Origin of the sequence: Pseudoalteromonas sp. SCSIO_11900 (genome assembly GCF_000576475.1) — a bacterium.
Taxonomy (GTDB): Bacteria; Pseudomonadota; Gammaproteobacteria; order Enterobacterales; family Alteromonadaceae; genus Pseudoalteromonas; species Pseudoalteromonas tetraodonis.
In genome coordinates this window covers 2,352,783-2,378,964 of record NZ_KK070023.1, presented here as the reverse complement: position 1 = coordinate 2,378,964, position 26,182 = coordinate 2,352,783, and the positions used below count along the sequence as shown (strand labels likewise).

Below are 26,182 nucleotides of genomic sequence, written 5' to 3'. Positions count from 1 at the left end.
GGCGTGTTTTTGATTTATCACACTAAATAATTAAAGATTTATGTGCTATAGTACGCGCCGTCTAATTTAAAGGTTATACGTCGATGGTCAGTCAGTTTATTAACGAATTTGATACCTTAGGGTTGTATTTTGGCTTAGCAGGTATTTTTATTTTTATCGGCTTGGCAATTAAAGACGTACTGAAAAGCGGCAATGTGCCTAAATTTGGTCGTTATATTGTGTGGCTGGTACTCTTTTTAGGTTGCTCTGGCTTTATTGCCAAAGGACTTATTCAGGTATTTTGGCAAGGTGCGGGTGTAGGTTAAGCATGGCCAAGTCAGAAACAGATAGAACAACGCTTGATTTATTTGAATACGAGAAACGTCCAGGTAGGCCTAAAACGAATCCCCTTCCTCGGGATATGCAGTTAAAGGTTAATAAACGTAATCAAATAAAAAGAGATAAGGCACGTGGTTTAAAGCGTGTTGAATTTAAAGTTTCGTCACAGCTGTATCAGGCACTGAGTGATATGGCAGATGCACAAAATATTAGCCGCAGTGCGTTGATCGAAACAATTTTACAAGAAAGATTGGCTATTGATAGATAAAAGGTTTAAATCCATGGCAAGTGTAGGCATTTTTTTCGGAAGTGACACAGGTAACACAGAACACGTAGCAAAAATGATCCAAAAAGAATTGGGTAAAAAGCTCGTTGCTGTGCATGACATTGCAAAAAGCTCTAAAGAAGAGATTGCTGAGTTTGATCTGATCTTATTCGGTATTCCAACTTGGTATTATGGTGAAGCGCAATGTGATTGGGATGATTTTTTTCCTGAACTTGAAGAAATAAGCTTTGAAGGTAAATTAGTGGCTATTTTTGGCTGTGGCGACCAAGAAGACTACGCAGAATACTTCTTAGATGCTATGGGCATGATTAACGATATCGTAACAGAACGTGGCGCTATTGTTGTAGGCCATTGGCCTACAGACAGTTATGATTTTGAAGCATCAAAAGCCATGGCTGATGACAAGCATTTTGTTGGTTTAGGTATTGATGAAGACCGTCAGCCAGAATTGACTGAGCAGCGCGTTAAGCAATGGTGTGCTCAGGTATATGATGAAATGTGCTTAAGTGAGTTAGCAGATTAATCCCCCCTTTTTAATGCTAACTGTTTAAAATATTATCAAACAGTTAGCATTTTCCGCGTTAATATTGATATAGATCACTTGTTCTTTGCACTTCCTGCTAAGGCACGTTATCCTAACTGTTATTGTGACGAGTACATCTTGCAAGATGTCTAGTATAACTAAATAAAATTGAGACAGATTTAATGACTGATCATAACTTGGAACTTAAAAAAGCCGGGCTAAAGGTAACTTTACCGCGTATTAAAATTTTAGAGATTCTTCAATCTCCAGATAACCAACACATAAGCGCTGAAGATGTTTACAAGGTTTTATTAGATCTAGGCGAAGAAATTGGTCTTGCGACTGTTTACCGTGTTTTAAATCAATTTGATGATGCAGGAATTGTGAGCCGTCATCACTTTGAAGGCGGTAAGTCAGTATTTGAACTTTCTGGCAGCACTCACCATGACCACTTAGTGTGTTTAAAATGTGGCAAGGTTGTTGAGTTTGAAGATGATTTAATTGAACGTCGTCAACTTGAAATAGCTGAAGAAAACGGTATTAAGCTGACCAATCACTCTCTTTACCTATATGGCGAATGTGAAGATAAAGACGTGTGTAAAGCGTTTGCGCAAAGCAATAGTTAAAAGCCTATTTAGTTTAATAGAAAAAACCTGCGATTAAGCAGGTTTTTTTATAACTATAAAATAGAGCAATATTATTTGTGCTCTATTTTAGCCCACGAATCACGTAAGCCTACCGTTTGGTTAAATACCAGGTTTTCTGATTTAGTATCACGTGAGAAATAACCGGTACGCTCAAACTGAAAACCTTGTGCAGGTACAGAATTAGCCAATGAAGGTTCAAGTTTAGCATTAGAAATAACCACTAATGAGTCTGGGTTTAACGTGCTTTCAAAATCCTCTGCGGCTGCAGGGTTAGGCACACTGAATAAACGGTCATATAAACGTACTTCAGCTGTCACTGACTCAGACGCAGATACCCAATGAATAACCCCTTTTACTTTACGACCATCGCTTGGATTTTTACCCAATGTTTCAGGATCGTAAGTACAGTAAATAGTGGTAATTTCACCATTGTCGTCTTTTTCAACACGCTCTGCCTTAATCACATAAGCACCACGTAAGCGTACTTCTTTATCAAGCACTAAACGTTTAAATTTATTGTTCGCTTCTTCACGGAAATCTTCGCGTTCGATAAAAATTTCACGCGTGAAAGGCACTTCACGGCGACCCATTTCTTCTTTATTTGGGTGATTAGCCACAGAAAGTGTTTCTACTTTATCGGCTTCATAATTCTCAATCACAATTTTCACTGGATCAAGTACAGCCATTGCACGCGGAGCATTTTCGTTTAAGTCATCACGGATACACGCTTCAAGCATGCCCATTTCAACCATATTTTCCTGCTTAGTAATACCGATACGCTGACAGAATTCACGCACAGATGCCGGTGTATAACCACGACGACGCAGACCCGCAATGGTTGGCATACGCGGATCATCCCACCCTTCTACGTGCTTATTAACCACTAAGTCATTAAGCTTACGCTTTGACATAATTGTGTATTCAAGGTTTAAACGTGAAAACTCAATTTGTTGCGGGTGACATTCAAGGCTGATGTTATCCAATACCCAGTCATATAAACGACGGTTATCTTGGAACTCTAGCGTACATAATGAATGAGTAATGCCTTCAAGTGCATCAGAAATACAATGCGTGAAGTCGTACATTGGGTAAATGCACCACTTATCCGCTGTTTGATGATGATTAGCAAAACGTATACGGTATATAATTGGATCGCGCAGCACCATAAATGAGCTGGCCATATCTATTTTAGCGCGAAGGACACATTCACCTTCCTTAAATTCACCGTTACGCATTTTTTCAAATAATGCGAGGTTTTCTTCAGGTGATGTTTCGCGGTATGGGCTGTTTTTACCAGGCTCTTTTAATGTACCACGGTATTCGCGAGCTTGATCAGCAGTTAAGAAACAAACATACGCTAAGCCTTTATTAATAAGCTCTACCGCATAACCATAAAGCAGATCAAAATAGTTTGACGAATACTTAATCTCACCATCCCAATTAAACCCTAACCACTGTACGTCTTCTTTAATTGAATTAACGTAGTTAATATCTTCTTTTTCTGGGTTTGTATCGTCAAAACGAAGGTTACATAAACCGTTATAGTCTTTGGCGATACCAAAATTTAGGCAAATTGATTTTGCATGGCCAATATGTAAAAAGCCATTAGGTTCAGGTGGAAAACGGGTATGCGTTGTGGCATGTTTTCCACTTGCTAAATCTTCATCAATTCGGGTTCTAATAAAGTTATTTGGGCGATTCTCGATTTCCGCCATAGGATTATAAACCTCTGTATATTGCGTGATAACAAAACTACTGCATTATTACAAAAACCAACCTTAACATACAGTAATAGATGCGGGTTTATGCAGTTATTACCAAAGTTTGTTAGATAAGGGATAGTTTATGAGCAAAATTTGTTTTAGCGCAATATTAAAGTCATTAAAGCGATTTATAGTAAATGAATAACCCCAACTTAAAGGAACGAAGATGGCCTCATTAAATCAACACCGCATATATATTCCAAGTAATGCACGTGCAAATCATTACTTATTAGCTGAAATTACACCTAATGACGATTTTTATAAAAACTTCACTAATATAAATACTTGCTATGAACGAATTGCGCGCCAGTTATTTGCATTATGTGATGAATATGAACTGCATAATGTCCATTTACTCGCAAATGACAAACTCCCCGTGGTGAGATTTCATGATGAGTCTTACCAACTTGAAACCGATAAGCAAATGTTGTTTTTTTATAACCCTCGTTACCATGAAGCGCATAAACTACATCACACACAAAATCAGCAAAGTAAAAAAATACGCCTATTGTTTTTAGCTACTGGTGAAGATATACGTGCCCACTCTGCGCAATTTCATACCAATGTACAAAAAGTATTGAGTCATTTACAAGATCAGTTATTTTTAGACCAGCCAAGCTTTAAGCTGCGCGATCATCAACATTTGACCTATGATTTATTCGCTAAAGAAAAAGGTAATAAAGAAAGCTATGGATATAAACTAAGAAGTTTATACCCTCGTTATCAATCCAGACAATGCGCGATACCTAGTAGCCATGCTGAAATGACTTATGTCACCTTCTCTATTCCAGTGTCACGTAATATTAAAACGCAGTTTCAGAGTGAAATTAACAGCCAGACTTACCAGCCATTCTACTCTCACTTTTCAAAACTATTTACCCAGTTATGTGAAGATAATAAACTCACGCACGCTGCGATGGTTGCTAATGGCGCAATGCCAATAATTCGCAACAGCCAAGTAGATCGAAATGAGGGAAATGAAGAACTACAAAAAATTAGTTTTGATATAGAAGATTCAGCGCCACAAATGAAAGTATTTTTTGATGAAAATAAACTAGTAGAGACGCTGCATTTTGTCATTGTGGCAGCTGAGCATAATAAACATGAAATTGGCTATGGTCGCTTTATGAACCAAGTAGAAAAAACTATTCATGGCTTATGTGATGAGTTAGCAATTAATAAACAACGCCAAGATTTAGCTGTACGCTTTTTTCAGCATATCAGTTACCCCTTTTAAAATTAAGGGCTTTATGCTCTTGCTATAAATAACAAAAAGGCTCGCAATTGCGAGCCTTTTTTAAAGAATAACCGCTGATTACCAGCCTGTTTTTTCTTTAAGTGCTTTACCGATATCAGCAAGTGAACGTACAGTTTTTACGCCCGCAGCTTCTAATGCAGCAAATTTCTCATCAGCAGTACCTTTGCCGCCTGCGATGATTGCGCCAGCGTGACCCATACGCTTACCTTCTGGTGCAGTAACACCAGCAATGTAAGAAACAACAGGTTTAGTTACGTTAGCTTTGATGTACTCTGCAGCTTCTTCTTCTGCAGTACCACCAATTTCACCAATCATTACGATTGCTTCAGTTTGGTCGTCTTTTTCGAACATTTCTAAAACGTCGATAAAGTTAGTACCTGGGATTGGGTCGCCACCAATACCAACACACGTAGACTGACCAAAACCAGCATCTGTAGTTTGCTTAACCGCTTCGTACGTTAAAGTACCAGAGCGAGAAACAATACCTACTTTACCAGGCTTGTGGATGTGACCAGGCATGATACCAATCTTAGTCTCACCAGGGGTGATAACACCTGGACAGTTAGGACCGATCATACGTGTACCTGTTTGATCTAGTTTAACTTTAACGTCAACCATATCAAGTGTAGGAATACCTTCAGTGATACAAACAATTAGCTCGATGCCCGCATCGATTGCTTCTAAGATTGCATCTTTACAAAAAGGTGCTGGTACGTAGATAACTGATGCAGTTGCGCCAGTTGCTTCTACAGCGTCACGTACTGTGTTAAATACTGGAAGACCAAGGTGCGTTTGACCGCCTTTACCTGGGCTTACACCACCAACCATTTGTGTACCGTACTCAAGCGCTTGCTCTGAGTGGAAAGTACCTTGACCACCAGTGAAACCTTGACAGATAACTTTTGTATCTTTATTGATTAATACAGACATTATTTGCCCTCCGCAGCAGCAACAACTTTTTCAGCCGCGTCTGTTAATGATTCAGCAGCGATGATGTTTAGATCAGACTTAGCAAGTACTTCACGACCTAGTTCAGCATTAGTACCTTCTAAACGTACAACTACTGGTACTGTTACACCTACTTCTTTAACTGCGCCAATGATGCCTTCTGCAATCATGTCACAACGAACGATACCGCCGAAGATGTTAACTAAAACAGCTTTAACGTTGTCATCTGAAAGGATAATTTTGAATGCTTCAGATACACGTTCTTTCGTTGCGCCGCCACCAACATCTAGGAAGTTAGCTGGCTTGCCACCGTGTAGGTTTACGATGTCCATAGTACCCATTGCTAGGCCTGCACCGTTAACCATACAACCTACGTTACCATCAAGGGCTACGTAGTTAAGCTCGAAGCTTGCTGCGTGAGCTTCACGCGCATCTTCTTGAGATGGATCGTGCATTTCACGGATTTTAGGTTGACGGTAAAGTGCATTACCATCTATACCGATTTTACCATCTAGACAGTGAAGGTTACCTTCATCTGTGATTACTAGCGGGTTGATTTCAAGTAATGCGAAATCGAAATCGTTGAACATATTACCAAGACCCATGAAGATCTTAACAAACTGTTTCATTTGCGTTGGGTTAAGACCCAATTTAAAACCAAGCTCACGTGCTTGGTAAGCTTGAGGACCTACTAATGGATCGATCTCAGCTTTGTGGATAAGTTCTGGTGTTTCTTCAGCAACAGTTTCAATTTCAACGCCGCCTTCAGTAGACGCCATGAACACAACTTTACGAGAAGCACGGTCAACAACAGCACCTAGGTACAGTTCGTTAGCGATGTCAGTACAGCTTTCTACTAAAATTTTAGCAACTGGCTGGCCTTTCTCATCTGTTTGGTAAGTAACTAGGTTTTTACCTAACCAGTTAGCTGCAAACGCTTTAACTTCGTCGATAGTTTTAACTAGCTTTACACCGCCAGCTTTACCACGTCCACCTGCGTGAACCTGAGTTTTAACAACCCACATATCGCCGCCAATCTTTTCAGCAGCTGCTGCAGCTTCTTCAGGTGTATCGCAAGCGAAACCTTGAGAAACTGGTAAACCATATTCGGCAAAAAGTTGTTTTGCCTGATACTCATGCAAATTCATGATGCTTTATCCAATTTTTTATATTAAAAGAGTTGAATATTTATGCAAATAAACAACTATCCCAAATTGCATGCCTAGTATAGATCTCATGGCGCTACATGAAAACCCCAGTATGACCATAGGCACAAAAAAAAAGCTGTGATTTTAACTCACAGCTTATATTTCATACTACTTAATTAAACATCCAGCAGTAAACGTGTTGGATCTTCAAGTAACTCTTTAATGGTTACTAAGAAACCAACTGATTCTTTACCATCGATTTGGCGGTGATCGTACGATAACGCTAAGTACATCATAGGTAAGATTTCAACTTTACCGTTTACAGCCATTGGACGATCTTGGATTTTGTGCATACCCAAAATTGAAGACTGCGGTAAGTTAATAATTGGAGTAGATAGTAACGAACCGAATACACCACCGTTAGTAATAGTGAAGTTACCGCCGGTCATATCGTCAAGCGTTAGCTTACCATCACGGCCTTTAAGCGCTAGCTCACGAATCCCCTTTTCGATTTCTGCAACAGATAGCTTGTCACAGTCTTTAAGTACAGGTGTTACTAAGCCACGAGGTGTAGAAACAGCAATGCTGATGTCAAAATAGTTGTGGTAAACAATATCATCGCCATCAATTGATGCATTTACATCTGGGAAACGCTTTAACGCTTCAGTCACTGCTTTCACGTAGAAAGACATGAAACCTAAACGGATACCGTGGCGCTTTTCAAATACTTCTTGGTACTGCTTACGAAGATCCATGATTGGCTTCATGTTAACTTCGTTAAATGTAGTTAACATTGCAGTAGAGTTTTTCGCTTCAAGAAGGCGATTCGCAATGGTTTTACGTAAACGTGTCATAGGCACACGTTTTTGCGTACGGTCACCCATAGGTGCTGCTGGCGCGGCTTCAGCTTTTGCTGCTGGCGCAGGTGATTTTAAGAATTGATCAACATCTTCTTTAGTCACACGACCATTTTTGCCTGAACCTTTGATTTTTGATGCATCAAGGCCTTTCTCAGCAATTAAACGACGAACAGATGGCGTTAACACATCTGAACTGTCGCTTGAGCTTTCTTCTTTGGCAGCTTTAGCATCTGCTTTAACGTCAGATTTAGCGGGTGCAGCGCCAGCTTTTACTTTACCAATTACTTGCTCACCAAGAACAGTGTCGCCTTCGTCATGAATGATTTCACCCATAACACCGTCTTCTTGGGCAACCACTTCAAGTACAACTTTGTCTGTTTCGATATCTACCAAGTTTTGATCGCGTGTTACCGCGTCACCTGGTTGAACATGCCAAGTAGCAATTGTTGCGTCTGCAACTGATTCTGGAAGTACAGGTACTTTAATATCCACTTCTTTACCTTCTGATGCTGGTGCTGATTGCGCCGCCGGCGCGTCTTCTGATTTTTCTGATGCTGAGCTATCTTCTTTTGGCTCTTTATTAGGTGATGCTTCTTGCGCATCACCAATTAAACCGATCACTTGGTCACCAAGTACCGTAGCACCTTCTTCTTGTGAAATTTCAGTGATCACACCGTCATTTTGTGCAACCACTTCTAAAACCACTTTGTCTGTTTCAATATCTACTAAGTTTTGGTCACGGCTTACTTTGTCGCCAACACTTACATGCCATGTAGCAACGGAAGCATCTGCAACCGACTCAGGAAGAACAGGAACTTTAATTTCTGTGCTCATTGCTTATCCTTTCTTTTCTATAGTAAGCGCGTCGGCAACGAGCGCTTGTTGTTCTTTAGTATGTACTGACATATATCCACATGCAGGAGATGCTGACGCCTTACGACCTGCATATTTCAATTTTGCACCTTGAGGAATTGCATCAACAAAGTGATGTTGTGAGCAGTACCAAGCGCCTTGGTTTTGCGGCTCTTCCTGACACCACACAAAATCAGTAACGTGCTGGTAACGTTCAATAATTGCTTTCATTTCGTCATGTGGGAACGGATAAAGCTGTTCAACACGAACAATTGCAATATTGTCTTGCTCAAGTTTACGACGCTCTTGTAATAGTTCGTAATAAACTTTGCCGCTACAAAATACAACACGTTCTACTTTCTTAGCATCAATCTCATCAATTTCATCAATGATATTGTGGAACACACCTTGAGATAACTCTTCAAGTGTCGATGTTGCTAATGGATGACGTAATAACGATTTCGGTGTCATTACAATCAGTGGACGACGCAGTGGTCTAACTGATTGACGACGTAACATTGCGTACACTTGCGCCGGTGTTGATGGCACACATACTTGCATGTTGTGATCAGCACAAAGCTGTAAAAAGCGTTCTAGACGAGCCGAGCTGTGCTCTGGACCCTGACCTTCATAGCCATGAGGTAACAAACAGGTTAAGCCACATAAGCGACCCCACTTTTGCTCACCTGAACTTAAGAACTGGTCAAATACCACCTGTGCACCATTAGCGAAATCACCAAATTGTGCTTCCCACAATACTAATGAAGTCGGCTCTGCAGTTGCATAACCATATTCAAATGCTAATACCGCTTCTTCAGACAGTACCGAATCAAAAACTTCAAACGTACCTTGGTCTTCATTAAGGTTCTGTAATGGTAAATACGTTGCACCATCTTTTTGACTATGAACAACCGCATGACGGTGGAAGAAGGTACCACGGCCTGAATCTTGTCCAGTTAGACGAATATCAGTGCCTTCAGCTGCAATAGTTGCATACGCTAAAGTTTCTGCCATACCCCAATCAAGTGGTTTTTCGCCAGCAGCCATTGCTTTACGATCATCGTATATTTTTTTAACACGAGATTGTGCTTTGTACTCTTCTGGGTAACTTGCAACTATGTTACCAAGCTCTTTCAGTTTTTCAACTGGCACGCTAGCATCGTAATCAACACTCCATTCATGGCCTACATACTTAGCCCAATCTGAAGAGTGTGATGTTTCTGGCTGTATTTCTTCAACAACACAGTTGCCATCGTCTAAACCATTACGGTAATCATCTGCAAGCGCTTTCACTTCATCTTCTGTGAAAGAACCTTCAGAAATCAGCTGATCCGCGTAGATTAAGCGAGGTACTGGGTGTTTTTTAATTTTTTGGTACATAATTGGCTGTGTAGCGTTAGGCTCATCAGCTTCGTTATGACCATGGCGACGGTAACAAACAAGGTCAATCACAACGTCACGTTTAAACTGATTTCTAAAATCAAGCGCTAGTTGCGTTACAAAAGCAACCGCTTCAGGATCGTCAGAGTTTACGTGGAAAATTGGTGATTGAACCATTTTCGCGATATCAGTACAGTAATCAGTTGAGCGTACGTCGTCTTTTTTGCTTGTTGTAAAACCAACTTGGTTATTAACAACAATACGGATACTACCGCCACAACTAAATGCATTAGTTTGCGATAAGTTAAACGTTTCTTGAACAACACCTTGACCTGCAATTGCTGAGTCGCCGTGGATAGTGATTGGAAGTGCTTTGCTACCTGTTTTGTCATTAAGACGATCAAGACGTGCACGCACAGAGCCCATAACCACCGGGTTTACGATTTCTAAATGCGACGGGTTAAACGCAAGTGCCATGTGCACGTTGCCACCTTTAGTCGCAAAATCTGATGAATAACCCATGTGGTATTTAACATCACCTGAGCCTAACGTTTCTTTGTGCTTGCCAGCAAACTCATCAAAAAGTTCTGATGGATTTTTGCCTAGCACATTAACAAGAACATTTAAGCGACCGCGGTGAGCCATACCAATAACGGCTTCTTTTTGGCCACTTTCACCGGCACGGTGAATAAGCTCTTTTAACATAGGCACTAACGCATCGCCACCTTCAAGTGAGAAACGCTTAGCACCCGGGAACTTAGCCCCTAAATATTTTTCAAGACCATCAGCCGCTGTTAATCCCTTGAGGATTCGTAGCTTTTCATTTTTATCAAATTTTGGCCTAGACTGAACAGACTCTAAACGCTGTTGTAACCAACGCTTTTCTTCTGTTGATGTGATGTGCATATACTCGGCGCCAATAGAACCACAATAAGTGGTTTTTAGTGCTTGGTATAACTCACCTAAAGGCATAGTATCGCGGCCAACGGCAAACGATCCTACGTTAAATTCGCGGTCAAAGTCAGCATCCGATAAGTCGTGGTACTCTAGCTCTAAATCTCGTACACGTTCTCGTTGCCAAATACCTAGTGGATCTAGGTTTGCATTTTGGTGTCCCCGAAAACGGAAAGCATTAATAAGTTGCAGTACTTTAACCTGTTTAAGGTCGCCACCACTGCCCTCTGCTACCACTACTTCTCTATGCTTGTTTTTAGCAAGCGCCGCAAATTGTGAACGAACTTCTGAATGTTTTACTTCAACATCCACACCATCTACTTTTGGTAACTGTTCGAACACTTCTCGCCATTCTTCTGGCACAGAAGTCGCATCGTCTAAATACGCTTCATAAAGCTCTTCAACATAAGCAACGTTACCGCCGTTTAAATGTGAAGATTCTAGCCATGCCTTCATCACACCTTCGTGCATTTATAAGCCCTTTTTTTTAGCGCAGAAATTAATAGTTATATAACAAGATGGCTAATAAATTATTAGCCATCTTTCGTCTACTAGAAATTAAACCGAGCGGTTTAATAACATAGATTTTATTTGTCCAATTGCTTTGGTCGGATTAAGACCCTTAGGACAAACGCTAACACAGTTCATGATACTGTGGCAACGGAACACACTGAATGCATCGTCTAAGTCAGCTAAACGCTCTTCTGTTGCTGTGTCTCGGCTATCAGCTAAGAAACGGTAAGCATGAAGAAGGCCTGCTGGACCTATAAACTTATCTGGATTCCACCAGAAAGAAGGACACGATGTAGAACAACATGCACATAAAATACACTCGTAAAGCCCATCTAATTTATCACGTTCTTCGATAGATTGAAGACGTTCACCTGCAGCAGGCTCATCATTAATTAGATACGGTTTTACTTTTTCGTATTGAGTGTAGAACTGACTCATGTCAATAACAAGGTCACGAACAACAGGAAGTCCAGGTAATGGACGCACTACGATTTTACCTTTGCCATTTTTTTGCAGCGTAGATAAAGGAGTAATACATGCTAAACCGTTCTTACCATTCATGTTTACGCCGTCTGAACCACACACGCCTTCACGGCATGAACGACGAAACGATAGTGTAGGATCTTGCTCTTTTAATAGTAAAAGTGCATCCAATACCATCATGTCTTGGCCTTCCTCAGTTTGCAAAGTATAATCTTGCATACGAGGTGCATTATCAACATCCGGATTGTAACGATAAACTGAAAATTGTACTTGTGCCATCGTCTCGCTCCTAGTAGGTACGTGCTTTAGGTGGGAAAGCTTCACGTGTTTTAGGCTCGTAGTTTACTTTACGCTTGCTCATTTCATCCGTTACCGGATTAAATATTGAGTGACATAACCAGTTTTCGTCATCACGATCTGGGAAGTCAAAGCGAGAGTGTGCGCCACGGCTTTCAGTACGGAAGTTTGCAGCTACTGCAGTTGAGTAAGCTGTTTCCATTAAGTTGTCTAGTTCTAAACATTCAATACGCATGGTGTTAAAATCTGATGATTTGTCATCAAGACGCGCGTGCTGTAAACGTTCACGGATTTCTTTAAGTTCAGTAAGACCTGTAGCCATTGAATCACCTTCACGGAATACCGAGAAGTTAAGCTGCATACATTGTTGTAGGTCTTTCTTGATTTGAACTGGGTCTTCGCCTTGACCAGTTGTTGAGTTTTCCCAACGGTTAAAGCGCGCAAGAGACGCTTCTAGGTCAGACTCTGAAGCCGCTTTAGAAATTTCAACGTCATTTAGGTATTCACCTAAGAAGTTACCTGCTGCACGGCCAAATACAACTAAATCAAGTAATGAGTTACCACCTAAGCGGTTAGCACCATGTACAGATACACAGGCGATCTCACCAACAGCAAATAAACCTTGTACTACTTTTTCGTTGCCAGCAGCATCGATGTTAAGTACTTGACCATTTACGTTTGTTGGCACACCACCCATCATGTAGTGACATGTTGGGATAACTGGAATCGGTTCTTTTGCAGGGTCAACGTGAGCAAATGTTTTAGCAAGATCACATACACCTGGAAGACGTAAGTTAAGCGTTTCTTCACCTAAGTGGTCAAGTTTCAACTTGAGGTGAGGACCCCAAGGACCATCACAACCACGACCTTCACGAATTTCTGTCATCATTGAACGAGCAACAACGTCACGAGACGCTAAATCTTTAGCATTTGGTGCGTAACGTTCCATGAAGCGTTCGCCATCTTTATTTAAAAGATAACCACCTTCACCACGACAACCTTCAGTTACTAGCGTACCAGCGCCAGCTATACCTGTCGGGTGGAACTGCCACATTTCCATGTCTTGCATAGAAATACCAGCACGTGCAGCCATACCAACACCGTCGCCGGTATTAATGTGAGCATTGGTTGTTGATGCGAAAATACGACCTGCACCACCTGTCGCTAACACAACTGCTTTTGATTTGAAGAAGGTGATTTCACCTGTTTCAATTTCAATCGCTGTACAGCCTACTACATCGCCATTATCGTTTTTAACTAAATCAAGTGCATACCATTCTGAGAATACATTGGTTTTGTTTTTAACGTTTTGTTGATAAAGAAGGTGTAATAATGCATGACCCGTACGGTCAGCTGCTGCTGCAGTACGCGCAGCCTGTTCACCACCAAAGTTTTTCGATTGACCACCGAAAGGACGTTGGTAAACACGGCCATTTTCAAAACGCGAAAATGGTAAGCCCATGTTTTCTAATTCAGTAATAGCTTCTGGGCCAGTTTGACACATGTATTCGATAGCGTCTTGGTCACCGATAAAATCGGAACCTTTAACGGTATCATACATATGCCATTCCCAGTTATCTTCATGCGAGTTACCTAACGCGACTGTAATACCGCCTTGAGCAGATACAGTGTGTGAGCGTGTCGGGAAAACTTTAGAGATTAGCGCACATGTTTTGCCAGATTCAGTAATAGCAAGAGCAGCGCGCATACCTGCACCACCGGCACCAATTACTACGGCGTCAAATTCACGAACAGAATATTTCACTTAAACACCCCATAAAACGATTAAACCCACAGCTACGTAAGCAACAGCCATTAGGTTTAGTACAAAGCCTAAAAAAGCACGCAATTTAGCGTTCTTTACATAGTCGGTAAGAACCTGCCAAAGGCCGATACGGGTATGAACCATAATGCAAACTAGGGTGATTAACGTTGCCCCTTTCATTGCTAGGTTTGAGAATAGGCCTGTCCAGGCTTCATATGTGACTTCTGGCATTGCTAAAAAATAGCCAATAATAAAGATTGCATACGCGCTGATTATTAATGCCGTTGTGCGTAGAGATACAAAATCTTGTACGCCATCACGTTTAAGAGTTGCTTGATTTAAGACCATATCCACACCCCTGCCAATACAGCAAACACAACGCCAAGTGCCATCGCAATTTTAGCGCTAGTATTGCCTGATTCAAGTTCTTCCCAATGCCCCATATCCATAATAATGTGACGGATACCACCGATAAGATGATAACCCAATACAGAAAGGGTGCCCCAAGCTATAAATTTGGCAATGAATCCGTTAAACAGACTCTTGACGAATTCAAAACCTTCAGCTGAAGAAAGAGACTCTGACCAAGCCCAAATGACAAACGTTAAAGCAAAAAATAATGCAACACCGGTGACGCGGTGAAAAATTGAAGCTTTAGCCGTTGCCGGCATAGATATAGTTGTTAGATCTAGATTTACAGGTCTTTGCTTTTTCACAGTTACTTGCCCATCTTGCCCACAGTGGGGCTCATCTACTTGTTTTTCTAAAACCCACCAAATGTTTCTGGTGGAACTATCAAAATAAACGTATTGATACTAATAAAGTTCACTTTTTATGAAAATTATTATGTAAAAAAAAGTTTACCCAAATACAAATTGGTTAAAAACCTCCATTAGTATATATAGCCGGAGACTCTTTTACAATTCTTGTTTACTTTGAATCGTTTGCGAATTAGCCAATGGTATAATATTCAATCTATACCGAATATTTATTATACATATGTGCATAATACTTATAAAAATTGACTTTATACCCCTCTTTCACGTTAAAATGTAGGGATGTGCTTAGAATAGATTTTAGAATATAAAAATCAGAATAGTTATCTTAATAGGAGATACATAGATGGCAGATAAGAAAGCCACGGTCCATATTGATGGGCTAGATCCAATCGAACTTCCAATTTATCAAGGTACTGCTGGCCAAGATGTAATTGACGTACGTACACTCGGCTCACATGGTCACTTTACTTATGACCCAGGTTTCATGTCGACTGGTTCTTGTGAATCTACCATCACTTACATCGATGGTGGCAAGGGTGTTTTATTACACCGTGGTTACCCAATCGAACAGTTAGCAGAAAGCTCTAACTACGTTGAGTTATGCTACTTGCTATTAAATGGTGAGTTACCAACTAAAGAGCAATACGATGATTTCGCTACAAAAATCACTCGTAGCACTATGCTAGATGAAAAAATCGCAAACTTCTTCCAAGGTTTCCGTTTTGACGCTCACCCTATGGCGATGCTATGTGGTGTGGTTGGTGCTTTATCTTCTTTCTACCATGAAGATCTGGATATCACTGATGCAGTTCAACGTAAAACAAGCGCTATTAAATTAGTTGCTAAGTTACCAACAATTGCAGCAATGGCGTACAAAACAAACATCGGTCAACCATTTGTATACCCACGCAATGACTTAAGCTATGCAGAAAACTTCTTACACATGATGTTCTCTGTGCCTGCTGAAGAATACAAAGTAAACCCTGTCACAGCTAAAGCAATGGATAAAATCTTCATGCTTCATGCGGACCATGAGCAAAACGCATCAACCTCTACAGTACGTTTAGCAGGTTCTTCTGGTGCTAACCCTTATGCATGTATTGCTGCGGGTATTGCATCACTTTGGGGCCCTGCTCACGGCGGTGCTAACGAAGCATGTTTAAACATGTTAGAAGAAATTGGCTCAGTTGATCGCATTGACGAATACGTAGCAAAAGCTAAAGATAAAGCGGACCCGTTCCGTCTTATGGGCTTTGGACACCGTGTTTACAAAAACTTCGATCCTCGTGCAACAGTAATGCGTCAAACATGTCATGAAGTGTTAGCAGAGCTAAACATTCAAGATCCATTGCTTGATATCGCAATGAAACTAGAGCAAATTGCACTTGAAGACCCGTACTTTGTTGAGAAGAAACTTTACCCTAACGTAGATTTCTACTCAGGTATTATCTTAAAAGCAATCGGCATCCCTACCAGCATGTTCACTGTAATCTTTGCAATGGCACGTACTGTAGGTTGGATCTCACACTGGGACGAGATGCTTTCTCAACCTGGCCACAAGATCAGCCGTCCACGTCAGCTTTACACAGGTAAAACACACCGTGATTATAAAGCAACTGACAAGCGCTAAGCATTAAGTTAGTTTAAAAGGCCGCCTCTGCGGCCTTTTTTATTAACTGCTACTTGAGAATTATCTTAAACAGATTACAATTCCTGCCCACTTGATTAACTTTATGAGCCTATGTCTGTGTCCTCGTTTGATCCTAAAACAATCCGTAATGATTTCCCTACCCTAAATCAGACAATTAATGGCTACCCTCTTGTTTATTTAGACTCAGCTGCAACAACACAAAAACCACAATGCGTGATTGACGCTACGTCACAGTTTTACACCTCACAGAATGCAAATGTTCACCGTGGACGTCATACGCTGAGTGAGCAAGCTACAGCGGCTTATGAGCAAGTACGTCAACGCGTTGCCGATTATTTTCAGGTAACCAGTAGCGAAATTGTCTGGACCAAAGGTGCCACTGAAGCGATTAACTTAGTTGCTCATGGCTTAAGAAATACATTAACAGCTGCTGACACTATTTTAATTAGCCCAATCGAACACCACGCTAATATCGTGCCGTGGCAAGAACTGGCAGCGCAAACCGGGGCAACATTAAAAACTTTACCACTTAACGCAGATGCTACGTTTGATATAGCACAGTGTTGTGAAGTGATTAAGCGCACCGACCCTGCACTACTGGCTATTACTCACGCTTCTAATGCGCTAGGCAATATTACTGATTTAGTCCCCTTAATAGCCTCAGCGAAGGCGGTAGGCGCGCTAACCTTAGTCGATGGCGCACAAGGGGCGCTGCATTTAAGACCGAATTTAAAAAAGCTCGATTGTGATTTTTACGTGTTTTCTGCTCATAAAATGGTGGGGCCAACAGGGCTAGGCGGTTTATATGGCCGTTATACAGCCCTTAATGCACTATCGCCTTATCAAACAGGCGGTGAAATGATTGAAAAAGTAACCTTAACGCACAGTACTTATCGTAATGCACCGGCTAAATTTGAAGCAGGAACGCCAAATATAGCCGGTGTTTTAGGTTTTGGCGCTGCACTTGAGTATTTAATGGCGCTTGATCTGCAAACATTACAGCACTATGAACAGCAGTTGTTTATTTATGCAGCGAACGCATTGAGCAAAATAGACGGTATTATTATCTACAGCGACCTCAAATCGAATATTGGTACACTTTGCTTTAATTATAAAAATGAACATCCTTATGATCTGTCAACTTTACTTGACGGCTATGGTGTTGCTGTACGAAATGGTCATCATTGTACCCAACCTTTAATGAGTCATTTAAACCTAAATGGCTCATTGAGAGCGAGTTTTGCTTTTTATAATACGACTAAAGATGTAGACCAATTTATTGCCGCACTCAAAGAATGCATTGCTTTATTAGACTAATTTGGATAAATAATGACACACACATATCAACTCGTAACTAAAAGTATTCAAAGCAGTAGTAACTGGCAACAAAAGTACCGTGAAATTATGTTACTCGGTAAAACGCTGCCACCTTTAGCCGATATATTAAAAACAGATGATGCGTTAGTGCCAGGCTGTGAGAGTAAAGTATGGATGTTTGTCGAGTTTGACCTAACCGAGAATGCACTGGTTGTAATTGGAGACTCTGATACTCGCATAGTAAAAGGCTTATTGGCGTTAATTTTAGCCCTGTATAACGGTTTAACACCCGAAGAAGTGTTAGCAGTAAATGCTTATGATGAATTTGAAAAACTTGGCTTAATCAGTCATTTGAGTGCGTCAAGGGGCAATGGAGTAAAAGCCATGGTTGAAACAATACAAACCATGGCCAAACAAAAAGCGCTTTAAGCGCTTTTTAAATACTATTAAACCAAAACACTTTATCTAAGTATTTAGACGCGCACGCTTGTCTAAGTATTTTTGAACCGCTTTAGCGGCAACAAAAAAACCAAAACTACCGGTGATCATCGTCACTGAGCCAAAACCATTATTACAATCCATGTTCATACTGCCATCAGCATTTTGCTTCGCATGACACACATTGCCGTCACTACCTGGGTAAACAAGCTGTTCAGTGGAATATACACAGTCAATATTAAATTTACGTTTTGGGTTTGAACTAAAATTATATTGTTTACGCAAAATGTAACGCACTTTTGCAAGTAATGGATCTTGAGTGGTTTTTGCCACATCGCCAAAGGTAATTTGACTCGGATCGGTTTGACCACCTGCACCGCCAGTTGTAATTATAGGCATTTTATTACGTTTACAGTGAGCTATTAACGCCGCTTTTTCTTTAACCGCATCAATACAATCTATTACATAATCAAAACCTTGAATATGTTCTTGAATATTATCAAGGCTAATAAAGTCATCAATCACATTCACCACACACTCTGGGTTTATAAGCTTGCAGCGAGTTTTCATCGCATCAACTTTAGCTTCCCCTATTGTGCCTGTTAAGGCATGAATTTGACGATTTACATTAGTTGCACAAATATCATCTAAATCAATTAAGGTGATTTTACCTACGCCGGTACGCGCTAGTGCTTCAGCAGTCCAACTGCCTACACCACCAATACCCACAACACAAAAATGTGCTTGCTGTAACCACTCAAATTGCTGTTGACCATACAGTCGTTTAATACCACCAAAGCGGATATCAGTTACTTGTTCACTCATTTACCAATCCAGTTTCCACGGCGTTTGCCAAGAATTAAAATCTTGATGTTTTATCAATTGCGCATACTCTTCACCAGATTCTGGCAACAGGGTATGTTGTATTTTTTGCCCTTTCCATAAAAAATCCAGCGCAAATGCATGTAAATAGGTACGCTCTGCAGGGCTGCCTGCATAACTCGCATCACCCATTATGGGGGCTCCCAAACTCTTTAAAGCAACTCTGAGCTGATGGGTTTTACCCGAATAGGGTTTTAATAGGTAAGCTCTAAAACCACTTTTAAAACTAAATGAATAAAACCGCGTAATTGCGGGATTTATTTGCGAGTTTAATAGTTTAAAAGTACCCCGACGTGACTTCGCCATGTCTCCTTTAACCCAACCTTGCTTTTTTTTAGGCTTAGAATCACTTACAGCTAAATAAAATTTATTAATAGTATGCTCAGTAAACATCTGGGTAAACTTTGCCGCAGCGTCTTTATGCCGCGCTAATATGATCAGCCCTGAAGTCACTTTGTCTAGACGGTGAACCGCAAACAATTTTTCGTTTAGTTGTTGCTCAGCAAGAAACACAAAACCAGGGCTTTCTTCTGAATGAAAATTAAGCCCTGCAGGTTTAGTTATAATATAAAAATCATCGTGTGTGTATTGCACCTCTAACACAGGCGTATCTGCTTTATTCACGCGCTTTACTTTGAATATGCGCAACGACTTTAGCTAAATCCTCTGGTGTATCAACCCCAGCATGAGGGGTCACCACCGCTTGCTCTATTTTAATCGCATAGCCATGGTAAAGCACCCTTAGCTGCTCTAGTGATTCTAAGACTTCTAATGGTGATACCGATAATTGAATATATTGCTTTATAAAGCCAGCGCGATACGCGTAAATACCCACATGGCGTTGAAAAGGCGCTAAGTTAAGTGGTTGCTGCTCTGCCATCATGGCGCTTCTATCAAATGGAATGCTGGCTCTTGAAAAATATAAGGCATTTTTATTGATATCGCTGACCACTTTAACCGCATTAGGGTTAAACACCTCATCACGCTCTTCAATGGCAACACTGAGGGTTGCCATTGGCGCGGTTGATTGCGCTAATAATATAGCCACTTGTGACACGTTATCAGGGGATAATAACGGTTCATCGCCCTGCACATTAACCACGATAGTATCATCTGATAAATCAAGTAAATCAACGACTTCTGCTAACCGTTCAGTCCCTGATTGATGATCTTCTCGAGTCATCAATACATCATTGGTAAAGTGTTTAGCCGCATCAAATACTTTTTGATGATCGGTGGCTATAACCACTTTACTCGCTCCCGACAAACACGCTTTTTCATAGACATGTTGGATCATTGGCTTGCCACAAATATCAGCAAGTGGTTTACCTGGCAAACGAGTAGAAGCGTAACGCGCAGGAATAACAACTACGAATTCCACTTTTCTACCTCTTCAAGAGACAATTCTCGGGCTTCATTTTCAAGTAATACCGGAATATCATCGCGTACCGGGTAAGCAAGCTTTGCAGCTGTACTGATCAGCTCTTGGTTTTCTTTATCAAAGCGCAACTTACCTTTACACACGGGGCAAGCAATAATTTCGAGTAACTTCGTATCAAAGGCCATGATGGATCCCTTTTTCTTTTAATAGTAAATTTAATGTGTTTATTACCGCCGCTGTTGGTTGAGCATCAACAGGCAGGTAATACCAATTAGGCTTTGCAAAATCACGGCATTTAACCGCATCTTTTTCTGTCATTAATACACAGTCATCGCCAAATTGAGCGAAATCATCAGCGCTATAAGCATAATGATCGCGAAAATGATGTGTAGACAGTAATTTAATACCTTGTGCTTGCAGTGAAGCCTCAAAACGACCTGGGTTACCAATAGCACTCACCGCATGCGCAGCCTTTAAAGGCGTCGCTATATCCGTGTTATCGGCAACGCGTTTAATAACCGATGGCTGCAAGCGATAACTAAACTCATCCTCAGAGCCATTTTCAATTACTAGGTCTACGCTCTTTAATCGAGAGACGGTTTCGCGCAGTGGCCCTGCGGGCATTAGCAAACCATTACCAAATTTTCTTTCGCTATCAACAATACAACATTCTATGCTGCGTGCCATTTTGTAATGCTGCATGCCATCATCAGAAATGATCACATCAAGCTTAAAGTTTGCGTTGAGCTTTTCTATATTGTGTTGCCTATTAGGGCCAACCACTAATGGGCACTGTAAACGGTTAAATAAAAGCACCGGCTCATCACCAGCCTCTAAAGTAGTCGTATTAGCAGTCACTAATAATGGGTAATGAGCTGCTTTCCCACCATAGCCGCGACTAATTAAACCAACGGATAAACCTTGGGCGATTAAGTGATCATGCAGCCATAATACAAATGGGGTTTTACCATTACCGCCAACGCTTATATTACCAACCACAATAACCGGTGTTTTGCTGATAAACGATTTAAAAATGCCGAACTTATAGCAATATCTACGCAGCAAAGAAATACAGCCAAAAATAGCGGACAGTGGTAATAGCAATAACGTAATTAAGCTAAAAGGTTTATACCAGCTTTGCTCTATTTTACTCACCCTTGCTCACCAAACTGCATTTTGCATAACGCAGAATAAGTGCCATCGTTAGCAAGTAAGTCTGTATGGGTACCACTTTCAATAACTTGACCGCTGTCTATTACATAAATGCGGTCACTATTTTCTATAGTCGATAACCTATGCGCAATTACAATAGACGTTTTGTCTTTCATTAATGTATCGAGGGCATGTTGAATAAGTTTTTCTGATTCAGTATCGAGCGCCGAGGTCGCTTCATCTAAAATTAAAATTGGTGCATCTTTTAATATTGCGCGAGCAATCGCGATACGTTGACGTTGACCACCTGAAAGCATCACCCCATTTTCACCAACCATAGTGTTAAGTTGCTCCGGTAAATCTTTAACAAACTCCCACACATGAGCTTGTTTAGCCACAGTATGAAGCTCTTCCATCGATACATCGCGTTGGAGGCCATAACAAATATTATTTGCAATCGTGTCATTAAAAAGCACTACTTGCTGCGATACTAAAGCAAATTGACGACGTAAATCGGTGAGCTTATATTCATTTAAAGCAATACCATCCAGTAATATTTCACTGGGCGTTTCTAAATCATAATAGCGAGGTAATAAGTTTGATATGGTGGATTTACCCGAGCCTGAGCGGCCAACAAGCGCAATGCTCTCGCCCGCTTTAATGGTCATAGACAAATTATTTAATACCGGCTCGTCTTTGGTTGGGTATTTAAAGGTGACATTTTTTACCTCAATATGACCTTTAACTTTATCAACCGATAAGGTGCCCGTGTCTTTTTCTATTTCTTCATCTAGCACTAAAAATACACTCTGCGCAGCTGAAATACCGCGTTGTAAATCGCTGTTCACATTGGCAAGCTGTTTTAACGGGCGTAGTAACATCATCATCGAAGAAATGAGCACTACAAAATCCCCAGAGCTAATACTGTCTATCATTGAGGGCATAGACACCACCCATAAAATAACGGCCATTGCACTGGCGGCTAAAATTTGAATGATAGAGACACTTAACGCCTTAGTCGCATCCATTTTGATACGTTGCTGGCGATTATGATTATTAATTTTAGAAAATTGATCGATTTCTTGAGTTTGACCACCAAAGCCATGGATCACTTTGTGACCACTGAGCATTTGCTCTGAGCTGCGGGTAACTTGCCCCATCGCAGACTGAATATTTTTAGATATATGACGAAAACGTTTAGATACCACCGCCACTATAATAGCCACTAATGGAATAATAACTAAAAAGATTAACGATAATTGCCAGCTGGTATAAAACATAACTGCAAGTAAAAACACCACAAAAGCGCCTTCACGAACTACAATAAGCAGTGCTTTGGTAATCGCTTGTTGTACTTGCTCTGTATCAAAGGTAATTTTTGAAATAAGGTCGCCACTTGAGTTTTTATCATGAAACGATACCGGCAAATGTAATATATGCTCAAATAGTTCTTGGCGAAGCGCACGCACTACCTGCGAACCAACATAGCTTAAACAGTACGATGACATAAAATTAAATACGCCACGCCCAATCACCAACGCAATAACCACAAATGGCGCATAAGTAAGTACCTGACTATTACGCTCATTTAAACCTTCATCAATAAACGGCTTCATCAGTTGGATGAATAATGCATCCATACCTGAATAACCTATCATTCCAATAATTGCGACGATGGCAACCGACTTATAAGCACCAACGTAAGAAACAAGCCGTTTATAAATTTGTGTAGTACTTTGATCCATAACACTCTCTAAAACCACTGACAGCCTCTATTGTATCCTTAGCAACAGCAAAACAAAACGTCAATCTTTGATAAACCAATAACTTTCCTGCGCCCTCGCTGTAGTAAGCTCAAGGTGCTTAGCATAAAAATCAACCCTAACTTGTCCTACATCACCGGTGCTATATTGTTTGGCGTTTATTTTATTGTAACGCTCAACTACCGCTTTACTTGGAAATTGCCACTGACCTTGATAGGCACTTGAATGAATCACAATCGTTGGGTTTACTGCCTTAATAAACTCGTCACTCGAGGAGCTGTCACTGCCGTGGTGTGGGCTTATCAAAACGGTACTTTGTAAATCATCTTTCTTTTTAATTAATTGCGACTCTCGCGTTTTTGATATGTCACCGCTAAGTAGCACACTATAGTTTGCCGCTGAGATTTTAACGATACAGGAATTATCATTACTATTATTAAATTCCTCTTTAGCAAAGGTTTGAATACTCAACCCATTAAAATCGAGTGTTGTTGCTACACAGTCGTTATATACACCATTTGGATGAAAATAATCAAAACTCCATGCATAACCGGCCGCTTTAAAATGCGCAACACCTCCGGCATGATCGTTATCTTGATGACTAACAATCGCGGTACTTACCGTTAAATTATGGGCGTCAATATAGGGTAGCAATACACTAGGCACACGACTAAAGCGATTAAAGTAACTCGGGCCAAAATCATAAATAAACGCATGTTTGTCTTTTTTTATCAACACCATTAGGCCATGGCCTACATCAAATACGTTCAACTGCCAAAGGCTAGATTGCGTAAAATAATAATTAGACAGTAAAGTCAAAAGCGGAATACACGCCAGTACGCGAAGCTTAATAAAATAAAGTAAAGGAACGACACTATAAAGCAGCACCACAGTGGTTATACTTACCTGACCAACATTAAGCCAACGTATGTGCTGCGGTATTGCCAGCAACATTTGATAAATATAGGTCAGTGGAAAATCATATAACACAATAAACGCATGCCAGTCGGTTAATAACCCTAGCAACACACTTAAAAATAAAGCAGGCATTAATACAAAAGATAAAATGGGAATAGCGACAAGATTTAAAACTAAACCTGCTAAACTCACGCCATTAAAAAAATATAATGACAGCGGTAATAAGCCAATAAATAATCCCAGTTGAATAACAAAAAGAGTGCGAATATTGGCTAACAATGAATGACCTAGCAGCGGAAACTGTTTTAAAACCATAAAAATAATACATACCGCTAAAAAAGAAAAATACAGGCCAGGATTAAGCAAACTAAATGGATTAACTGCTAGAATAATAACCAACGCATATAAAATACTTCGCCATCTAAGCGATTGCTTCGCTAAATAATAAAGCAACAAATAACAACCCAACATAATTAAGGCGCGGGTTGCCGAAATAATAAAATCACTCAAGTAAACATAAATAAAAGCGGCAACAAAGCCAGCAGCGCTATAAAACATAGCAATATTTAATGATTGATTTAGTTCAGGCTTAATCAACTTAAGAAAACAGCGCACTGCAAAATAACAAAAGCCGAAAACCAAAGAGATATGCAATCCAGAAATAGCCAGTAAATGACTTAACCCAAGACTTTGCATTAATTGTTTATGCTCAAAGGTCATTAACGACTTGTCTCCGGTTAAGAGCACGTAATATAACCAATTAAGTTCAGCACTACTTACGAGCTTTTTGACATAAGTCCGATAAGCCGCGATATGATTATTTTGTTGGCGGTTGTAAATCGCTAACTGCTTATTTAATACTGTGCCTTTAAACGCTATTTTTTGTGTAAAGGCATAGAGTTGACTGTCGAACACAGTAAAATTTTTAATCCCCCTAAAATTTTTTAACCTAACTTGAGCAGTAAAAGCATCACCTGGCTGAATAGGTTGTGTTGAATTAATACTTAATAAGGCTTTAGGTGCTCTAAACTGACTATATTCGCTATCTTCCAAACGGGTTATTTTTACTTTTACGTATTGTGGAGGTGTTGAAGAAATAACCTCTTCGACAACAGCATTGACTGAATAAGCATATTTTTCGTGCTGATCAGGTAATTCAAATGAATAAAACAAGATAAAATGTGCTGCTACACAGCAAATACCGCAAATAAAGCCTAACAATACAGTTAAAAACGGCTTAAAATACGTGCTCACAATGAGGATTGAAATTGTGATAACTGTAAATTCAAGGGTTTGGTAATAAAATACGGTAACAACAACTCCGATAACAAACCCAAGACTCATCCACACAGAAGTAAATGGTTGCTTTAAATGGCTAAAAAAACGATCCAACGGTTTTTACCCGATCCAAATAAAATTAGACATCACAAATCGCTAAGAATATTTGGCCGTCTTTTACATGATGCTAACCTTTGGCATTTAAATAGACGTTCGGCACGAGGTGCTTTTGCTGTTGGGCTCTTTTTTGCTTTCATCCCTGTTCCTTTTCAAATGGTGCTCGCGGCTGCCGCAGCGATAATTTTGAGAGTTAATTTACCCATTTCTGTTGCGCTAGTATGGATCACTAATCCACTGACTATGCCGCCAATTTTTTACGGCTCCTACCTTGTTGGTACATTAGTACTTAATCAACCTGAACAACACTTTGCGTTCGAAGCCAGTTGGGCATGGTTTATAGAAAGCTTAACGACAATTGGCCCTGCATTCTTAGTCGGTTCTTTGGTATGCGCCTCTATCGCCAGTGTTATTGGCTACTTTGGAATAGATCTAATTTGGCGCCGCTCTGTAAGGCGGGCATGGGGAATGAGAAATAATTAGCCTCTCTTCCCTTAAATGCTTACATTAC

Annotated in this window: 25 protein-coding genes; 9 read left to right on the top strand and 16 right to left on the bottom strand. The window is 40.4% G+C overall.

Translation table 11 applies throughout. From position 1 onward, the window contains the following. Window positions 1-83: 83 nt before the first annotated feature. The 4 genes from BG00_RS11060 to fur all read left to right on the top strand — a co-directional run bounded on the left by BG00_RS11060 (window position 84) and on the right by fur (window position 1,753). Complete coding sequence (locus BG00_RS11060; RefSeq protein WP_008113777.1) at window positions 84-305, top strand: DUF2788 domain-containing protein; 222 nt, start codon at window positions 84-86, stop codon at window positions 303-305. Window positions 306-307: 2 nt separating this feature from the next. After that, window positions 308-586: a LexA regulated protein gene (gene ybfE / locus BG00_RS11055; protein WP_008113775.1), complete on the top strand. Its 279-nt coding sequence runs from the start codon at window positions 308-310 to the stop codon at window positions 584-586. A gap of 13 nt (window positions 587-599) precedes the next feature. Further along, the gene (gene fldA, locus BG00_RS11050; protein ID WP_036982610.1) at window positions 600-1,127 is read left to right on the top strand and encodes a flavodoxin FldA; all 528 of its coding nucleotides are present in this window, start codon (window positions 600-602) and stop codon (window positions 1,125-1,127) included. Between the two features lie 182 nt (window positions 1,128-1,309). Beyond that, window positions 1,310-1,753, top strand: coding sequence for a ferric iron uptake transcriptional regulator (fur, locus tag BG00_RS11045; protein ID WP_036982608.1), 444 nt, complete (start codon window positions 1,310-1,312; stop codon window positions 1,751-1,753). Between the two features lie 71 nt (window positions 1,754-1,824). Here the strand turns inward: fur and glnS are convergent, their stop codons facing one another. Further along, window positions 1,825-3,489, bottom strand: coding sequence for a glutamine--tRNA ligase (glnS, locus tag BG00_RS11040; RefSeq protein ID WP_036982606.1), 1,665 nt, complete (start codon window positions 3,487-3,489; stop codon window positions 1,825-1,827). Between the two features lie 214 nt (window positions 3,490-3,703). Here glnS and BG00_RS11035 point away from each other — a divergent pair, with 214 nt between their 5' ends. Further along, window positions 3,704-4,774 carry a DUF3083 family protein gene (locus BG00_RS11035; protein ID WP_036982605.1) on the top strand — a complete coding sequence of 357 codons (1,071 nt, stop codon included), beginning with the start codon at window positions 3,704-3,706 and terminating at the stop codon, window positions 4,772-4,774. A gap of 78 nt (window positions 4,775-4,852) precedes the next feature. Here the strand turns inward: BG00_RS11035 and sucD are convergent, their stop codons facing one another. From sucD to sdhC, 8 genes are all read right to left on the bottom strand, one after another. Next, window positions 4,853-5,725 carry a succinate--CoA ligase subunit alpha gene (gene sucD / locus BG00_RS11030; protein WP_024603036.1) on the bottom strand — a complete coding sequence of 291 codons (873 nt, stop codon included), beginning with the start codon at window positions 5,723-5,725 and terminating at the stop codon, window positions 4,853-4,855. Next, window positions 5,725-6,891: an ADP-forming succinate--CoA ligase subunit beta gene (gene sucC, locus BG00_RS11025; RefSeq protein ID WP_008464053.1), complete on the bottom strand. Its 1,167-nt coding sequence runs from the start codon at window positions 6,889-6,891 to the stop codon at window positions 5,725-5,727. Before sucC ends, sucD begins: the two co-directional genes overlap by 1 nt. 176 nt (window positions 6,892-7,067) lie before the next feature. Beyond that, complete coding sequence (gene odhB / locus BG00_RS11020; RefSeq protein ID WP_036982603.1) at window positions 7,068-8,585, bottom strand: 2-oxoglutarate dehydrogenase complex dihydrolipoyllysine-residue succinyltransferase; 1,518 nt, start codon at window positions 8,583-8,585, stop codon at window positions 7,068-7,070. Window positions 8,586-8,588: 3 nt separating this feature from the next. Next, window positions 8,589-11,408, bottom strand: coding sequence for a 2-oxoglutarate dehydrogenase E1 component (sucA, locus tag BG00_RS11015; protein WP_036982600.1), 2,820 nt, complete (start codon window positions 11,406-11,408; stop codon window positions 8,589-8,591). Between the two features lie 87 nt (window positions 11,409-11,495). Beyond that, window positions 11,496-12,212: a succinate dehydrogenase iron-sulfur subunit gene (locus BG00_RS11010; RefSeq protein WP_008112091.1), complete on the bottom strand. Its 717-nt coding sequence runs from the start codon at window positions 12,210-12,212 to the stop codon at window positions 11,496-11,498. Window positions 12,213-12,222: 10 nt separating this feature from the next. After that, on the bottom strand, window positions 12,223-13,995 hold the full coding sequence (gene sdhA, locus BG00_RS11005; RefSeq protein WP_036982597.1) for a succinate dehydrogenase flavoprotein subunit: 1,773 nt from the start codon (window positions 13,993-13,995) through the stop codon (window positions 12,223-12,225). Beyond that, window positions 13,996-14,343 carry a succinate dehydrogenase, hydrophobic membrane anchor protein gene (sdhD, locus tag BG00_RS11000; protein WP_013465012.1) on the bottom strand — a complete coding sequence of 116 codons (348 nt, stop codon included), beginning with the start codon at window positions 14,341-14,343 and terminating at the stop codon, window positions 13,996-13,998. Further along, window positions 14,334-14,711 (bottom strand): succinate dehydrogenase, cytochrome b556 subunit, encoded by a 378-nt coding sequence (sdhC, locus tag BG00_RS10995; RefSeq protein WP_076916082.1) that lies wholly within the window; start codon window positions 14,709-14,711, stop codon window positions 14,334-14,336. The genes sdhD and sdhC overlap by 10 nt, the downstream gene beginning before the upstream one ends. A 406-nt stretch (window positions 14,712-15,117) precedes the next feature. Here sdhC and BG00_RS10990 point away from each other — a divergent pair, with 406 nt between their 5' ends. The 3 genes from BG00_RS10990 to BG00_RS10980 all read left to right on the top strand — a co-directional run bounded on the left by BG00_RS10990 (window position 15,118) and on the right by BG00_RS10980 (window position 18,171). Then, on the top strand, window positions 15,118-16,404 hold the full coding sequence (locus tag BG00_RS10990; RefSeq protein ID WP_036982594.1) for a citrate synthase: 1,287 nt from the start codon (window positions 15,118-15,120) through the stop codon (window positions 16,402-16,404). Window positions 16,405-16,515: 111 nt separating this feature from the next. Further along, a complete protein-coding gene (locus tag BG00_RS10985) occupies window positions 16,516-17,742 on the top strand; it encodes an aminotransferase class V-fold PLP-dependent enzyme (protein ID WP_036982591.1) in 1,227 nt (408 codons plus the stop codon). Window positions 17,743-17,754: 12 nt separating this feature from the next. Then, a complete protein-coding gene (locus BG00_RS10980; RefSeq protein ID WP_036982589.1) occupies window positions 17,755-18,171 on the top strand; it encodes a SufE family protein in 417 nt (138 codons plus the stop codon). A gap of 36 nt (window positions 18,172-18,207) precedes the next feature. Here BG00_RS10980 and tcdA read toward each other — a convergent pair whose 3' ends face one another. From tcdA to BG00_RS10945, 7 genes are read right to left on the bottom strand one after another with little or no spacing between them, the layout of a single operon-like run. Then, the gene (tcdA, locus tag BG00_RS10975) at window positions 18,208-19,005 is read right to left on the bottom strand and encodes a tRNA cyclic N6-threonylcarbamoyladenosine(37) synthase TcdA (protein ID WP_036982587.1); all 798 of its coding nucleotides are present in this window, start codon (window positions 19,003-19,005) and stop codon (window positions 18,208-18,210) included. Continuing rightward, the gene (locus BG00_RS10970) at window positions 19,006-19,686 is read right to left on the bottom strand and encodes a TIGR01621 family pseudouridine synthase (protein ID WP_036982585.1); all 681 of its coding nucleotides are present in this window, start codon (window positions 19,684-19,686) and stop codon (window positions 19,006-19,008) included. Next, window positions 19,679-20,443, bottom strand: a complete 765-nt coding sequence (gene kdsB, locus BG00_RS10965; protein WP_036982583.1) for a 3-deoxy-manno-octulosonate cytidylyltransferase — start codon at window positions 20,441-20,443, stop codon at window positions 19,679-19,681. The genes BG00_RS10970 and kdsB overlap by 8 nt, the downstream gene beginning before the upstream one ends. Next, window positions 20,431-20,628 (bottom strand): Trm112 family protein, encoded by a 198-nt coding sequence (locus BG00_RS10960; protein WP_008112074.1) that lies wholly within the window; start codon window positions 20,626-20,628, stop codon window positions 20,431-20,433. The genes kdsB and BG00_RS10960 overlap by 13 nt, the downstream gene beginning before the upstream one ends. After that, complete coding sequence (gene lpxK / locus BG00_RS10955; protein WP_036982582.1) at window positions 20,618-21,598, bottom strand: tetraacyldisaccharide 4'-kinase; 981 nt, start codon at window positions 21,596-21,598, stop codon at window positions 20,618-20,620. Before lpxK ends, BG00_RS10960 begins: the two co-directional genes overlap by 11 nt. Continuing rightward, a complete protein-coding gene (gene msbA / locus BG00_RS10950; RefSeq protein ID WP_036982581.1) occupies window positions 21,595-23,340 on the bottom strand; it encodes a lipid A export permease/ATP-binding protein MsbA in 1,746 nt (581 codons plus the stop codon). Before msbA ends, lpxK begins: the two co-directional genes overlap by 4 nt. Before the next feature lie 60 nt (window positions 23,341-23,400). Beyond that, complete coding sequence (locus tag BG00_RS10945) at window positions 23,401-25,668, bottom strand: DNA internalization-related competence protein ComEC/Rec2 (RefSeq protein WP_036982580.1); 2,268 nt, start codon at window positions 25,666-25,668, stop codon at window positions 23,401-23,403. Here BG00_RS10945 and BG00_RS10940 point away from each other — a divergent pair. Then, window positions 25,648-26,154, top strand: coding sequence for a DUF2062 domain-containing protein (locus BG00_RS10940; RefSeq protein ID WP_013465022.1), 507 nt, complete (start codon window positions 25,648-25,650; stop codon window positions 26,152-26,154). The two genes, BG00_RS10945 and BG00_RS10940, sit on opposite strands and share 21 nt — an antisense overlap. Window positions 26,155-26,182 lie beyond the last annotated feature (28 nt).

Excerpts from the sequence above, each read along its gene's own strand:
- BG00_RS11060 (WP_008113777.1), top strand. The coding sequence starts at position 84 with ATGGTCAGTCAGTTTATTAACGAATTTGATACCTTAGGGTTGTATTTT.
- ybfE (WP_008113775.1), top strand. The coding sequence starts at position 308 with ATGGCCAAGTCAGAAACAGATAGAACAACGCTTGATTTATTTGAATAC.
- fldA (WP_036982610.1), top strand. The coding sequence starts at position 600 with ATGGCAAGTGTAGGCATTTTTTTCGGAAGTGACACAGGTAACACAGAA.
- fur (WP_036982608.1), top strand. The coding sequence starts at position 1,310 with ATGACTGATCATAACTTGGAACTTAAAAAAGCCGGGCTAAAGGTAACT.
- glnS (WP_036982606.1), bottom strand. The coding sequence starts at position 3,489 with ATGGCGGAAATCGAGAATCGCCCAAATAACTTTATTAGAACCCGAATT.
- BG00_RS11035 (WP_036982605.1), top strand. The coding sequence starts at position 3,704 with ATGGCCTCATTAAATCAACACCGCATATATATTCCAAGTAATGCACGT.
- sucD (WP_024603036.1), bottom strand. The coding sequence starts at position 5,725 with ATGTCTGTATTAATCAATAAAGATACAAAAGTTATCTGTCAAGGTTTC.
- sucC (WP_008464053.1), bottom strand. The coding sequence starts at position 6,891 with ATGAATTTGCATGAGTATCAGGCAAAACAACTTTTTGCCGAATATGGT.
- odhB (WP_036982603.1), bottom strand. The coding sequence starts at position 8,585 with ATGAGCACAGAAATTAAAGTTCCTGTTCTTCCTGAGTCGGTTGCAGAT.
- sucA (WP_036982600.1), bottom strand. The coding sequence starts at position 11,408 with ATGCACGAAGGTGTGATGAAGGCATGGCTAGAATCTTCACATTTAAAC.
- BG00_RS11010 (WP_008112091.1), bottom strand. The coding sequence starts at position 12,212 with ATGGCACAAGTACAATTTTCAGTTTATCGTTACAATCCGGATGTTGAT.
- sdhD (WP_013465012.1), bottom strand. The coding sequence starts at position 14,343 with ATGGTCTTAAATCAAGCAACTCTTAAACGTGATGGCGTACAAGATTTT.
- BG00_RS10990 (WP_036982594.1), top strand. The coding sequence starts at position 15,118 with ATGGCAGATAAGAAAGCCACGGTCCATATTGATGGGCTAGATCCAATC.
- BG00_RS10985 (WP_036982591.1), top strand. The coding sequence starts at position 16,516 with ATGTCTGTGTCCTCGTTTGATCCTAAAACAATCCGTAATGATTTCCCT.
- BG00_RS10980 (WP_036982589.1), top strand. The coding sequence starts at position 17,755 with ATGACACACACATATCAACTCGTAACTAAAAGTATTCAAAGCAGTAGT.
- tcdA (WP_036982587.1), bottom strand. The coding sequence starts at position 19,005 with ATGAGTGAACAAGTAACTGATATCCGCTTTGGTGGTATTAAACGACTG.
- BG00_RS10960 (WP_008112074.1), bottom strand. The coding sequence starts at position 20,628 with ATGGCCTTTGATACGAAGTTACTCGAAATTATTGCTTGCCCCGTGTGT.
- msbA (WP_036982581.1), bottom strand. The coding sequence starts at position 23,340 with ATGGATCAAAGTACTACACAAATTTATAAACGGCTTGTTTCTTACGTT.
- BG00_RS10940 (WP_013465022.1), top strand. The coding sequence starts at position 25,648 with ATGGCTAAAAAAACGATCCAACGGTTTTTACCCGATCCAAATAAAATT.